This is a genomic window from Pseudomonas sp. R84, from assembly GCF_009834515.1.
Classification (GTDB): Bacteria; Pseudomonadota; Gammaproteobacteria; order Pseudomonadales; family Pseudomonadaceae; genus Aquipseudomonas.
This window is the reverse complement of sequence record NZ_CP019426.1, coordinates 1,554,892-1,568,290: the sequence shown is the minus strand read 5'-3', so window position 1 is coordinate 1,568,290 and position 13,399 is coordinate 1,554,892. Positions and strand designations below refer to the sequence as shown.

Genomic DNA, 13,399 nt, shown 5'->3' with positions numbered 1-13,399 from the left:
ACTGTCAGTCCGCTTTCGCGAGCAGGCTCGCTCCCACAGGGTTTTGTGTCAGGCGAGGTAGCCGTCAGCGCGCAGCAAGGTTTCCAGGCAGTGCTCGCTGATGTTGTAGAAGTCTTTCAACTCCTGAATCTTCACCAACAACTGCGCCGGATCCACCGGCTCGGCGCGCTTCACTGCCAGAATCATCTTGTTCTTGTTGGTGTGATCCAGCGAGATGAATTCGAAGACCTTGGTCTCGTATCCGCAGGCCTCAAGGAACAGCGCGCGCAAGCTGTCAGTGACCATTTCTGCCTGCTGCCCCAGATGCAAACCATATTGCAGCATCGGTTTGAGCAACGCCGGGCTCTGGATCTGCAGGCGGATCTGTTTGTGGCAGCACGGCGAGCACATGATGATCGACGCGCCCGAGCGGATGCCGGTGTGGATCGCGTAGTCAGTGGCGATGTCGCAGGCATGCAAGGCGATCATCACGTCCAGTTCACTCGGCGCCACGCTGCGCACGTCACCGCACTTGAACACCAGCCCCGGATGATCGAGTTTTGCCGCCGCGGCGTTGCACAGGTTGACCATTTCCTCACGCAACTCAACGCCAGTGACCTCGCCCTCGGCCTTCAAGGTGTTGCGCAGGTAATCGTGAATCGCAAACGTCAGGTAACCCTTGCCCGAACCGAAATCCGCCACCCGCACCGGTTTGTCCAGCGCCAGCGGCGACGAAGTCAGGGCGTGGCTGAACACTTCGATGAACTTGTTGATCTGCTTCCACTTGCGCGACATCGCCGGGATCAGCTCATGTTGCGCATTGGTCACGCCGAGGTCCTTGAGGAACGGCCGGCTCAATTCGAGAAAGCGGTTTTTCTCGCGGTTGTGCTCGGCGGACGGTGCTTCGCGCAATTGCTGAGGTTTGCTCTTGAACAGCGAACTCTTGCCCTTTTTGCTGTATTCGAGCTGGGCTTCGTCAGTCACCGCGAGTAAATGTGCATTTTTGAACGAGGCCGGCAACAACCCGGCAATCGCCGCCACACCTTCGACCAAGGGCAGGTTTTTGGTGATGTCGCGGGTTTTGTAGCGATAGACGAACGACAGGTTAGGCTGCGCTTTGACGGTCACCGGCTTGATGATAACCCGCTGCAGATCCGCCTCTTCACCGACGTATTTGGCCAGTACCAGTTTGATGAAGCCGTTCTGTTCGAGACTTGTTTGCAGCAGCTCGATGAACTGGGCGTGGTGATCGGGCGCAGGCTTGGTGGCTGGAGCAGTAACGGGCATGGAGAAGCGGCCTCGGACGGGCGAAATCGGGAATGGCGGGTATTTTAGGGGGGATGGGGGTTGGGGACACGCTCTTATTTACCCAACGGTTGTTTGAAGCGCCCTCACCCTAGCCCTCTCCCAGAGGTAGAGGGGACCGACCGAGGTGTTTTCACGAGTTACGCCGACCTGAAATACCGAGCCGAACTCAAGTTTGAAAGGCCCCCGATCTGCTCCCTTTCCCCCTCTCCCATTGGTAGAGGGCTGGGGTGAGGGGCTGGATCTCAGCGTCGACGAATAATCCAGGTCTTACCCCAGCACAATCAACCGATTCGGCAACTCATTCCTCACCTGCGTCACCGGCACATGCACTTTCAGCAACTCCCCACACGCCTCGATACACGTGACAAACCCCTCCAATGTGCGCCCCCGCCTGACCTGCTCAGTAAACGCCGCCACAATCGCATCCCAACTCTTGTTATCGAGCCGTTTGGAAATCCCCTCATCCACCAGAATCTCCACATACCGCTCCGCCTCACAGACAAAAATCAGCATGCCGGTGCTGCCCACCGTGTGATGCAGGTTCTGCTCGAGAAACTGCCGCCGCGCCAGGTTCGACGCGCGCCAATGCCGCACGCGGCGCGGAATCAGATGAGTAGTGACTTTCGGCAGACGAAACAGCAGGCAAAGCACGATAAACGCCCCCCACTGCACCAGCAGCAAGCTGTGCATGGTCAACCACCCGGTCAGGTAGTGCACGACGCCGGGCACCACCAGCGCCAAAAGGCTCGCCCACAACAGCGGGATGTACGCGTAGTCATCAGCGCGCGCCGCGAGCACCGTCACCAGTTCGGCGTCGGTGTCGCGCTCGACCCGGGCGATCGCCTCGGCGACTTTGCGTTGTTCGTGTTCGGTCAGTAGTGCCATGTTGAAAAGTGCCTGCTCATTATTCTTCTGATATCACCAGCCGCCGGACGAACCACCGCCGCCGAAACTGCCCCCGCCGCCGCTGAAGCCTCCGCCTCCACCGCCGCCGCCAAATCCGCCACCACCGCCGAAGCCACCCCCTCCTCCGGAGCCACCCCGGCCGGCAGGCAGGATACCGAGCATCTGGCAGACAAACACCGTCAGGATGAACAACATCACCAAAAACACGAACAATGCCGGGTGCCGCGAGATGAAATCATCAGACGGATCACCGCTGGATTCATACACCGTCGACGGCTCATCCAGCGGATTACCGCCGAGCACCACCAGCATCGCCGCCACGCCGTCGCTGATGCCTTTGCTGAAATTGCCGGCCTTGAAGGCGGGCGTAATGACTTGATGGATGATCACTGAAGTCTGCGCGTCGGTCAGCCGATCCTCCAGGCCATAACCGACTTCGATGCGCAGTTTGCGCTCGTCACGAGCAACGATCAGTAGCGCGCCGTTGTTCTTGTCCTTTTGCCCGATGGCCCAGTGTCGCCCGAGCTGAACGCCAAAATCCTCAATGGTCGTGCCTTGCAGATCCGGTAGCGTGACCACGACCAGTTGCTCGTCGGTCGCCTGCTCGTGGGCCTGCAATTGCTGGCTCAGTTGCGCGCGCACCGACGGCTCGAGCATCTGCGCTTCGTCCACCACCCGCCCGCTCAACGCCGGGAACGTCAACTCGGCCCGGGCGCTGACGGCGAACAACCACAGCATCAGCACCAGGCCCATTTTCAACACGCGCATGGACAACCTCGAATCAGAATTTCACTTGCGGGGCTTTTTCCGCGCCGGGCGTGGTGGCTTCGAAGGTTTCGCGGATCGGCAGATCGCTGTACATCACGCTGTGCCAGAGGCGACCGGGAAAGGTGCGAATCTCGGTGTTGTATTTCTGCACCGCCAGAATGAAATCGCGGCGCGCCACGGCGATGCGGTTTTCCGTGCCTTCCAACTGCGATTGCAGGGCGAGGAAGTTCTGGTTGGCCTTCAGATCCGGATAGCGCTCGGAGACCAACATCAAGCGGCTCAACGCACCGGTCAATTGATCCTGCGCCTGCTGGAACTGCTTGAGTTTTTCCGGGTTGTCGAGGGTGCTGGCGTCGACCTGAATCGACGTGGCTTTCGCCCGCGCCTCGATCACTGCGGTCAGGGTTTCCTCTTCATGCTTGGCGTAACCCTTCACCGTTTCCACCAGATTGGGGATCAGGTCGGCGCGGCGCTGGTACTGGTTCTGTACCTGCCCCCACGCGGCTTTGGCCTGTTCGTCGAGGGTCGGGATATTGTTGATGCCGCACGCGGTCAGCAGCGTGGCCAGCACCAGCAGTGTGGCGACCTGCAAACGCGAGCGATTGGTTGGGCTTACATTCATCGCAGTGATGCTCCTTGGCACATATCATTATAAAAACCGAGCGCGAAACATTCTCAGCGGGCTCTTGGGGCATAATCGGCCGCGTCGCTGGATTACGACGGGGCAATGGGCTAAAAAGTGCCCTGCGTGATCATGCTGGCAAGTGTCGGCTGCCGTTTTTGGCTCTGTTTCTTTGAGCCCGTACCCGAACAACAATAGTCGCTCCCTAAATTTTGGCTGGCCGGCGTTGCATTGCCGCTTGGGCCCTTGAGAAAAATATTCATGAAGAAGCTGTGTTTGCTGGGTCTGTTCGTCAGCCTGGCCAGTCATCAAGTATTGGCCGCCACGACCCCGGTACCCCTGGAAAACAAGGATGCGTTCATCAGCAACCTGATGAACCAGATGACCCTCGATGAAAAGATCGGCCAGTTGCGCCTGATCAGCATCGGCCCGGAAATGCCTCGCGAGTTGATCCGCAAAGAGATCGCCGCCGGCAATATCGGCGGTACGTTCAACTCGATCACCCGTCCGGAAAACCGTCCGATGCAGGACGCTGCCATGCGCAGTCGCCTGAAGATTCCGATGTTTTTTGCGTACGACGTGATCCACGGTCACCGTACGATTTTCCCGATTCCGCTGGCCCTCGCCTCGAGCTGGGACATGGACGCCATCGGCCAGTCCGGGCGCGTTGCCGCCAAGGAAGCCGCCGCCGACAGCCTCGACATCACCTTCGCGCCGATGGTCGACATCTCCCGCGACCCGCGCTGGGGCCGCAGTTCCGAAGGTTTCGGTGAGGACACCTACCTGACCTCGCGCATTGCCGGCGTCATGGTTCGTGCCTATCAGGGCGCCACCCCGAGCGCGGCCGACAGCATCATGGCCAGCGTCAAGCACTTCGCCCTGTACGGCGCGGTCGAGGGCGGTCGCGACTACAACACCGTCGACATGAGCCCGGTGAAGATGTACCAGGATTACCTGCCGCCGTACCGCGCCGCGATTGATGCCGGCGCCGGTGGTGTGATGGTCGCGTTGAACTCGATCAACGGCATTCCGGCCACCGCCAACACCTGGCTGATGAACGATCTGCTGCGCCGCGACTGGGGCTTCAAAGGCCTGGCGGTCAGCGACCACGGTGCAATCTTTGAGCTGATCAAGCACGGTGTTGCCCGCGACGGTCGTGAAGCGGCGAAGCTGGCGATCAAGGCCGGTATCGACATGAGCATGAACGACACCCTGTACGGCAAAGAGCTGCCGGGGCTGCTCAAGTCCGGCGAGATCGACCAGAAAGATATCGACAACGCAGTGCGCGAAGTGCTCGCCGCCAAGTACGACATGGGCCTGTTCAAGGACCCGTACCTGCGCATCGGCAAGGCTGAAGACGATCCGGCCGACACCTACGCCGAGAGCCGTCTGCACCGCGCCGAGGCTCGTGAAGTCGCGCGTCGCAGCCTGGTATTGCTGAAGAACCAGAACGAAACCCTGCCGCTGAAGAAAGACGCAAAAATCGCACTGGTTGGCCCATTGGCCAAAGCACCGATCGACATGATGGGCAGTTGGGCCGCCGCCGGGCGCCCTGCGCAATCGGTGACGCTGTTCGATGGCATGAGCTCGGTGATCGGCAACAAGTCGAACCTGATCTACGCCCGTGGCGCCAACATCACCAGCGACAAGAAGGTGCTGGATTACCTGAACTTCCTCAACTTCGATGCGCCGGAAGTGGTCGATGACCCGCGCCCGGCCAACGTGCTGATCGACGAAGCCGTGAAAGCCGCCAAGGACGCTGACGTGATCGTCGCCGCCGTGGGCGAGTCCCGTGGCATGTCCCACGAATCCTCCAGCCGCACCGACCTGAACATCCCGGAAAGCCAGCGCGAGCTGATCCGTGCGCTGAAAGCTACCGGCAAACCGTTGGTATTGGTGTTGATGAACGGCCGCCCACTGACGATTCTCGAAGAGAACCAGTCGGCTGACGCGATTCTGGAAACCTGGTTCAGCGGCACCGAGGGCGGCAATGCCATTGCTGATGTGCTGTTCGGCGACTACAACCCGTCGGGCAAACTACCGGTGACCTTCCCGCGCTCCGTGGGCCAGATCCCGACCTACTACAACCACCTGAGCATTGGCCGGCCATTCACGCCGGGCAAACCGGGCAACTACACCTCGCAGTATTTCGATGACACCACCGGGCCGCTGTTCCCGTTCGGGTATGGCCTGAGCTACACCCAATTCGCCTTGAGCGACATGGCGCTGTCGTCGACCACCCTGAATGCCACCGGCAAACTCGACGCCAGCGTCATGGTGAAGAACACCGGCAAGCGTGACGGCGAAACCGTGGTGCAGTTGTACATTCAGGATGTCACCGGCTCGATGATCCGCCCGGTGAAAGAACTGAAGAACTTCCAGAAAATCATGCTCAAGGCCGGCGAACAGAAAGTCGTGCACTTCACCATCACTGAGGATGACCTGAAGTTCTACAACGCCCTGCTCAAGTACGCGGCGGAGCCTGGCAAGTTCAACGTGCAGATCGGCCTGGATTCGCAGGACGTGACGCAGCAGAGCTTTGAACTGCTATAACCGCCGCAAAACCCTGTGGGAGCGAGCCTGCTCGCTCCCACATTGGATTTAGGGTGTATTCAGAATCGGTTTTAGCCGCGGCGGTCGAGAATATTGACCACCACTCGATCCACCCAGCCCCAAACCCGCTGCTTGACCCGCCGCCACAACGGTCGGCGCTGCCACTCCTCCAGACTCACCTGCTGACTCAGCCCGAAGTCCTTCACAAAACTCGCCTCCACCGCTGCCGTCAACGACGGGTCCAGCGCCTCCAGATTCGCCTCCAGATTGAAGCGCAGGTTCCAGTGATCGAAGTTGCACGAACCAATGCTCACCCAATCGTCGACCAGCACCATTTTCAAATGCAGAAAGCACGGCTGGTATTCGAAGATCTGCACGCCGGCCTTGAGCAATCGCGGGTAGTAGCGATGCCCGGCGTAACGCACCGACGGGTGATCGGTACGCGGCCCGGTCAGCAGCAGGCGCACGTCGACACCGCGCGCCGCCGCCTTGCGCAGGGAGCGGCGGATTTTCCACGTTGGCAGGAAGTACGGTGTGGCCATCCAGATGCGTTTTTGCCCGCTGTTCAAAGCGCGAAACAGCGATTGCAGAATGTCGCGGTGCTGACGGGCGTCGGCATACGCCACGCGGCCCATGCCCTCGCCCTTGTCCGGCACGCGCGGCAACCGTGGCAGACCAAAATGCGCGGCCGGACGCCAGGCGCGGCGATAGCGGTTGGCGATCCACTGGCGATCAAACAGCAATTGCCAGTCGATCACCAACGGGCCGCTGATCTCGACCATCACTTCGTGCCACTCGCTGGTGTCCTGGCCCGGCGTCCAGAACTCGTCAGTGACGCCAGTACCGCCGACCACCGCCAGACGCTGATCGACCATCAACAATTTGCGGTGATCACGATAGAAATTACCGACCCAGCGCCGCCAGTTCAGCCGATTGTAGAAACGCAGTTCAACCCCGGCATGCGTCAGGCGCTGACGCAGATTGAGGGTAAACGCCAGGCTGCCGTAATCATCAAACAGGCACCGCACACGCACACCACGCTCGGCCGCCAGCACCAGCGCCTGCACGATGGTTTCAGCACAGGCGCCCGCCTCGACCAGATACAACTCCAGTTCGATCTGCTCCTGCGCGCCAGCGATCTGCTCGAGCATGCGCGGAAAGAATTGCGGGCCGTCGATCAACAGTTCGAACCGGTTGCCGTCCCGCCACGGAAACACCGCGCCGCGCATGTCAGCGCGCCGTGAAGATCAGCACCGCACCCACCGGCACCGACAGACTGATCGCCGACAGATCTGCGAGTTTGCGCAGACTTTCCAGCCCAGGCGCGAGATCGAAATCCTCGGCATTGATCACCAGCGGCTCTAGCGTGACCACCTGAAAACGACGATCATCGAGACGCGTCGCCAGCAGTTCGGCGGGGTATTCGTGTTGCTTGCCGTGCAGGTTGACGGTCAGTGGCAGGCGCAATTCCAGCTGCGCACCGGGGGCCAGATCGTTGATCGGGCGCAGGTCGATCTGGGTGGTGATGGTCGCTTCGGGGAATTGCTCGATCTGGAACAGCTCCTTGCGCATGCGCTCATCGCGCAGCGGGATACCGCTGTTGATCGAGTCCATCTCGACCTCGACTTCGGCGCGACCACTGGGATCGACCTTACCGTGCAGCACCAGAAAGCGCTGCACTTCGGAGACATTGGCGTTTTTCGTACTGACGAACGACAGCCGCGACGACTCGCCGTCCAGATACCAATTGGCCTGCGCCGGCAGCGCGACGGCGGCGAGCAGCAGGCTGGACAGGGTTGCACACAGGGAGCGGTTGAACATTGAACACTCGTGGGGCCGATAAACCTGCACGAACCTTAACCGCCCCCAAAGTTATTGCAACATCAAGATCAAAAGATCGCAGCCTTCGGCAGCTCCTACAGGGTGGACCCGGTCATGTAGGATCTGCCGAAGGCTGCGATCTTTTATGGCTGTAAACGACAGCCTTGGCGTTCGCTCAACCACTGGGCGCGATTGCTGCGACCCATGCCGCTGACGGTGATGGTTTTGCTGGCGCTGTCATCGGTGAACTGGCTGGTCGGCAGCCATTGTTTTACATAGCCACGGCAATACTCGGCATCGTTGTTCATCACATACCGGCAGGAGCAGTATTCCTTGGCGGTGTAGGCGCTGATGATGTCGGGGAAGGCCCACAGATTTTCGCGCTCGTAGACGACCCAGCCGAGCAGCAAAACAAGCAGCAACAGCAAAAAGCGCTTCATGGGCGCACCGCCTTCAGCACACGTTTAAGCAACTCGTTGTGATGGTAGCCACCGTCACGATCATCGCCATATCGCACGATCACCAGTTTCTCGCTGGGGATCACATAAAGCGCCTGGCCCCAGTGGCCGAGGGCAGCGAAGGTGTCAGGCGGTGCATCAGGCCACGGTGATGCGGCGCCATCGACGGGACGATTGAGCCACCAGTGGCCGCCGGGCACGGCCTCATCCTCGTGGGCCTTATAGCCAGCGAAGGGTTTGAGATTGAACGCGAGCCAGTCCTTGGGCAGCACTTGCCGCGCCTCCCAGCGGCCGTCGCGGGCCATCAGCAACCCGACTCGCGCCAGATCCCGCGCGGTGAGATAAGCATAAGAAGACGCGACAAACGTGCCGCTGGCATCGGTTTCCCACACGGCGTGACGGATGCCCAACGGCTCGAACAATGCCGTCCACGGATAATCCGCATAACGCTGCGGGCCGACGATCGTTTTCAACGCTGCCGCCAAGAGATTGCTGTCGCCACTGGAATAGTGGAAGGCCTGCCCCGGTTCGGCGTAGGCATCGTGATCGGCGGTAAACGCAGCCATGTCGCGATGACCACGGGTATAGAGCATCGCCACCACCGAGGATTTCAGCGGGGCGTACTCGTAGTCTTCCTGCCAGTCGATACCGGATGCCCAGTGCAGCAGATCGGCGATTTTTATCGCCGGGTGTTTGCTCAGTGGCGGGTAAAATTTCGCGGCCGGATCGTTTAGTTTGAACAGGCCCTCGCCGTAGGCCACACCGAGCACGCTGGCCATCAGGCTTTTGCTGATTGACCAGGTCAGGTGCGGGGTTTGTGCTGTGGTCGGGCCGGCGTAGCGTTCGTAGAGGATCTGGCCGTCGCGAATGATCAGCAGCGCATCGGTGCGGATGCCTTGGCGGGTTGCGTCGTCGCGGGGTGGGAAGGCGTAATTCTCCAGCGCTCCTGTATCGGTGATCGTCGTGCCAGTTGGCCATTGTTCGCCGGGCCATTGTTCGGCTTGAACGGTGAAGCTGATCAGCAGCAGAAACAGCGACAGGCCTTTGCACATGGGGAGGGCTCTTGGAGAGAACCTGCTGAGACTAGTCAGGGTTTATGACAGATGTGTGGTGTTCTTGGGATTGCTATCGCGAGCAGGCTCACTCCTACAGGGGATCGCATTTCAACTGACGAAACTCGATCAACTGTAGGAGTGAGCCTGCTCGCGATGAGGCCCTTCAGCCCGCCGCCAAAGCCTTGGCCAACCGCTTGGCCCGAGCCCCCGCCGCCAACTGCATCACCCCCTGATCGCGCTGCCACATCTGCGCCCATTCTGCCGGCCCGTCAGCCAACGCCTGACTCACCTCACCCTCCAGCGCTTCAAACTGCGCAAACAGCCCACCCAGCAACACATGCCCGGCCGGATTGTTCGGCGGTTGCCGGCTCGCCTCGGCACACCCGGCCAACAGCGCCAGCAAGCGCAATTGCAGCGCCTGCGGCCAGTCGCTGTCCTGTCCGACGCCATACAGCCACGCGGTCATTGCGCTCAGTACATAGACATCCTCAAGGGTGCGAAACGGTTTGACGTAAGCATCCCAGCCATCCCCCGCCAACAATTCGCACAACGCGCCATCCAGCTGCAACCGGCCATGACTGATGTCCGGCATCAACGGCAGCGCCGGCAGTTTTTCCACGATCACGCCGGGCTCGCCGGGATACACCACCGCCAAGCTCAGGCGCGGCGCTTCACCAGGCTCTTCACTGCGCGCAGCAATCAACAGCCAGTCCGCCGCATCGCCCGCCGTGACGAAGTCCTTGCGCCCGCTCAGGCGTAAATCGGTGAGCCGCGTCTGCATGTCCGCCGGACGCAAACTGCGCTGTTCGGTAGCACACAAAGCGCCCAGGCTCAGCGGCGCACTCGGCCACAACATGCGCAAAGCCGCTTGATAACCGACCAGAAACGCCAGCCCCGGCGTCGCCATCCGCCGCCCGCCCGCGACCGCCAATTCGAACGGTGTGACGTTGCCCAGTTGCTGCAACAACGTCGCAAAACCCTCGGCCAGGTCAGCAACGGCGGGCAATCGTTCACGGCTGTGCAGCAGATCTGGCCAGGGCATAGGAGGCTCCTTGTGGGCTGTCATATAAGCATCACCGAACGTTCATGGCGATGACACCGGGGCTACATAGCCTGACTTTGCACAACACGGCTGCATAAAGAAAGTCGATCGGCTGCAACCCACGACGGGTTAAAGGCCCGTACGGAGATTCACATGACTCAGATCGCCCGCATCAGCGACACCGGCAATGAACGCCGCCTGCAAGCCGAACGCCTGATCGGCGCCGAGGCTCTGCAGCAAGCCCAGGCCTTGCGCTTCAACGTCTTCAGCGGCGAGTTCAACGCCAAGCTGAAAGGCGCGGAACTGGGTCTGGACATGGATGATTATGATGTTCACTGCAGCCACATCGGCGTGCGTGACTTGAACACCGGCCGCTTGGTGGCGACCACGCGTTTGCTTGATCACACGGCCGCGAGCAGCCTCGGCAAGTTCTACAGCGAAGAAGAATTCAGCCTGCATGGCCTGACGCATCTGCAAGGCCCGATCCTCGAAATCGGACGTACTTGCGTCGACCCGGCGTACCGCAACGGTGGCACCATCGCGGTGCTGTGGGGCGAGTTGGCCGAAGTGCTGAATCAGGGTGGCTACAGTTATCTGATGGGTTGCGCGAGCATCCCGATGCAGGACGGCGGCATTCAGGCCCACGCGATCATGCAGCGCCTGCGCGAACGTTATCTGTGCACCGAAAACCTGCGCGCCGAGCCGAAAAATCCGCTGCCGACGCTGGATATTCCATCGAACGTGATCGCGGAAATGCCGCCACTGCTCAAGGCTTATATGCGCCTGGGCGCGAAGATCTGCGGCGAGCCATGCTGGGACGAGGACTTCCAGGTCGCCGACGTGTTCATCCTGCTCAAGCGCGACGAACTCTGCCCGCGCTACGCCAAACACTTCAAGGCGGCCGTGTGATGAGCCGGTTGCGGGTGTACGCGCGGATCGCGCGGGTGCTGCTGGTGGTGTCGCTGGGCTTGACCATGGCCAGCGTCTTCGGCGTATTTGAACGGATTGGTCTGGCGCATTCGATGGAGCGGCGTCAGCGCTGGTCGCGCTTTTTCATGGCGCGCTTGAGCAACGCCCTGCCCTTTCGCGTGACGGTTCACGGTGAGCTGCCAAAACAGCCGATGCTGTGGGTCAGCAATCATGTGTCGTGGACGGATATTCCGCTGCTCGGCATGCTCACACCGCTGTCCTTTCTGTCCAAAGCCGAAGTGCGCACCTGGCCAGTGGCTGGTTGGCTGGCGGCGAAGGCCGGCAGCCTGTTCATCCGTCGCGGTTCGGGCGACAGCCAGTTGATCCGCAAGCAGATGACCCGTCACCTGCAAACCGACCATGCCTTATTGATGTTCCCGGAAGGCACCACCACCGATGGCCGTTCGCTGCGTACCTTTCACGGTCGCTTGCTGGCGGCGGCGATTGATTCCGAGGTGATGCTGCAACCGGTGGCGATTCGTTATCTGCGTGATGGCGAAATCGACGCGCTGGCGCCGTTCATTGGCGACGACGATCTGCTCTCGCACCTGATGCGCCTGTTCAGCAATGATTGCGGCGATGTCGAAGTGCACCTGCTCAAGCCGCTCGCCTGTCAGGGGCGTGAGCGCGCGGCGTTGGCGTTTGAAGCGCAGCAGGCGGTGCAGAAGGCGTTGTTTGGCGAAGTGGCGAAACCGGCCGAACCGCGTCGTGCCGGCGATTTGATTGCCGCTTGAAAACACAAATCCCCTGTAGGAGTGAGCCTGCTCGCGATAGCGCTGTGTCAGTCAATACTAATGTCGACTGACACACCGCTATCGCGAGCAGGCTCACTCCTACATTAGATTTTCTGTGTCTGGGGGTTTTGGGCGAAGTCCTGGAGTTGTGGGTAGAACAAGCGGAAGTCGTCACTCAGCGGCTCATACAACCGCCGCAATTCCTCCATCGCCCCCGCCAACTCTTCCGGCCGGCTCAGCCGCCGCGAAATCCCGCGCAACACCTGCTCCAGCACTTCAAACTGTTGATACGAACCCAACCAGTCATTGGCAACCATGTGCGGGGCAATCCTCGCCAGTCGCTCGGGCAGGTGCCGTTCGTGAGTCAGCACCCGATACACATCAGCGGTGAAAACCTCCAGCGGCTGATCGGCATACAGCGTCCAGTCCCGCGCCAGGCAATGATCGAAAAACACATCCAGGACGATCCCGGCATAACGCCGCCGCGTGTCGGAAAACCGCCCCAGCGCGATATCCACCAGCGGATGGCGATCCGTGAACACGTCAATCCGTCGATGCAGTTGAATGGCCGCTTCCACCTCCGGCGCAAACTGCCCTTGCAGCCGACCTTTGACGAAATCGCCATACAGACTGCCGAGCAGTTGCCCGGGGCGCTGGCCACCGAGGTGTAAATGTGCGAGATAGTTCATGGGCGCAGCTTAGCACTGCGGCCCATAAGCCATACACCCATGTATCGTTATAACGCGATATACCAATTTATGCTGGCGTCAGATCAAAATCATATTGGTGTATCGCGATCTAACGATTTATATTTCGCCACATCGCGATATAGCGTTGTACACATTGTGAGCACCTGCCATGAACCTCGACCTCGACGAAATAATAAAAGCCCTGGCACACCCAGTACGGCGAGACATCCTCAACTGGCTGAAAGACCCGAAGAACGAATTTCCGGAACAGTTGCACAACCACGAGTACGGCATCTGCGCCGGGCAGATCGATCAACGCTGCGGCCTGTCGCAGTCGACCGTTTCGGCACACCTCGCGACGTTGCAACGCGCCGGTCTGATCAGCAGCCAGAAGGCCGGACAATGGCACTTTTTCAAACGTAACGAGGACGTGATCCAGGCGTTCCTCAGCACCCTCAGTAAAGAGCTCTGACCCTTAACGTCAGTCAGCCGACA

At 60.3% G+C, this 13,399-nt stretch carries 14 protein-coding genes; 4 read left to right on the top strand and 10 right to left on the bottom strand.

The window, feature by feature from the left end; genetic code table 11:
• Positions 1–48 precede the first annotated feature (48 nt).
• From PspR84_RS07045 to PspR84_RS07030, 4 genes are all read right to left on the bottom strand, one after another.
• On the bottom strand, positions 49–1,266 hold the full coding sequence (locus PspR84_RS07045; protein WP_160056466.1) for an SAM-dependent methyltransferase: 1,218 nt from the start codon (positions 1,264–1,266) through the stop codon (positions 49–51).
• A 288-nt stretch (positions 1,267–1,554) separates the two neighbouring features.
• Entirely contained in the window at positions 1,555–2,172 is a 618-nt protein-coding gene (locus PspR84_RS07040) for a hypothetical protein (RefSeq protein ID WP_160056464.1), read from the bottom strand.
• A 33-nt stretch (positions 2,173–2,205) separates the two neighbouring features.
• Positions 2,206–2,961, bottom strand: coding sequence for a TPM domain-containing protein (locus PspR84_RS07035; RefSeq protein ID WP_160056462.1), 756 nt, complete (start codon positions 2,959–2,961; stop codon positions 2,206–2,208).
• Between the two features lie 13 nt (positions 2,962–2,974).
• A complete protein-coding gene (locus PspR84_RS07030; RefSeq protein WP_160056460.1) occupies positions 2,975–3,583 on the bottom strand; it encodes a LemA family protein in 609 nt (202 codons plus the stop codon).
• Between the two features lie 261 nt (positions 3,584–3,844).
• On the opposite strand from PspR84_RS07030, the gene bglX reads away from it, so the two are divergent.
• The gene (gene bglX / locus PspR84_RS07025; RefSeq protein WP_160056458.1) at positions 3,845–6,136 is read left to right on the top strand and encodes a beta-glucosidase BglX; all 2,292 of its coding nucleotides are present in this window, start codon (positions 3,845–3,847) and stop codon (positions 6,134–6,136) included.
• A 71-nt stretch (positions 6,137–6,207) separates the two neighbouring features.
• Here bglX and PspR84_RS07020 read toward each other — a convergent pair whose 3' ends face one another.
• From PspR84_RS07020 to PspR84_RS07000, 5 genes are all read right to left on the bottom strand, one after another.
• Complete coding sequence (locus PspR84_RS07020; RefSeq protein WP_160056456.1) at positions 6,208–7,365, bottom strand: phosphatidylserine/phosphatidylglycerophosphate/cardiolipin synthase family protein; 1,158 nt, start codon at positions 7,363–7,365, stop codon at positions 6,208–6,210.
• 1 nt (position 7,366) lies between these two features.
• Positions 7,367–7,957 carry a YceI family protein gene (locus tag PspR84_RS07015; RefSeq protein ID WP_160056454.1) on the bottom strand — a complete coding sequence of 197 codons (591 nt, stop codon included), beginning with the start codon at positions 7,955–7,957 and terminating at the stop codon, positions 7,367–7,369.
• Between the two features lie 143 nt (positions 7,958–8,100).
• A complete protein-coding gene (locus PspR84_RS07010; RefSeq protein WP_160056452.1) occupies positions 8,101–8,397 on the bottom strand; it encodes an amidase in 297 nt (98 codons plus the stop codon).
• Entirely contained in the window at positions 8,394–9,467 is a 1,074-nt protein-coding gene (locus PspR84_RS07005) for a serine hydrolase (RefSeq protein WP_160056450.1), read from the bottom strand. The genes PspR84_RS07010 and PspR84_RS07005 overlap by 4 nt, the downstream gene beginning before the upstream one ends.
• A 166-nt stretch (positions 9,468–9,633) precedes the next feature.
• The gene (locus PspR84_RS07000; RefSeq protein WP_160056448.1) at positions 9,634–10,512 is read right to left on the bottom strand and encodes an acyl-CoA dehydrogenase family protein; all 879 of its coding nucleotides are present in this window, start codon (positions 10,510–10,512) and stop codon (positions 9,634–9,636) included.
• 153 nt (positions 10,513–10,665) lie between these two features.
• On the opposite strand from PspR84_RS07000, the gene olsB reads away from it, so the two are divergent.
• Together olsB and PspR84_RS06990 are read left to right on the top strand one after the other, a co-directional pair.
• On the top strand, positions 10,666–11,421 hold the full coding sequence (gene olsB, locus PspR84_RS06995) for an L-ornithine N(alpha)-acyltransferase (RefSeq protein WP_160056446.1): 756 nt from the start codon (positions 10,666–10,668) through the stop codon (positions 11,419–11,421).
• Positions 11,421–12,215, top strand: coding sequence for a lysophospholipid acyltransferase family protein (locus PspR84_RS06990; protein ID WP_160056444.1), 795 nt, complete (start codon positions 11,421–11,423; stop codon positions 12,213–12,215). The genes olsB and PspR84_RS06990 overlap by 1 nt, the downstream gene beginning before the upstream one ends.
• 104 nt (positions 12,216–12,319) lie before the next feature.
• Here the strand turns inward: PspR84_RS06990 and PspR84_RS06985 are convergent, their stop codons facing one another.
• Positions 12,320–12,904, bottom strand: a complete 585-nt coding sequence (locus PspR84_RS06985) for an ACP phosphodiesterase (RefSeq protein WP_160056442.1) — start codon at positions 12,902–12,904, stop codon at positions 12,320–12,322.
• A 169-nt stretch (positions 12,905–13,073) separates the two neighbouring features.
• Here PspR84_RS06985 and PspR84_RS06980 point away from each other — a divergent pair, with 169 nt between their 5' ends.
• Complete coding sequence (locus PspR84_RS06980; protein ID WP_007917068.1) at positions 13,074–13,376, top strand: metalloregulator ArsR/SmtB family transcription factor; 303 nt, start codon at positions 13,074–13,076, stop codon at positions 13,374–13,376.
• The last annotated feature ends 23 nt before the right edge of the window (positions 13,377–13,399 follow it).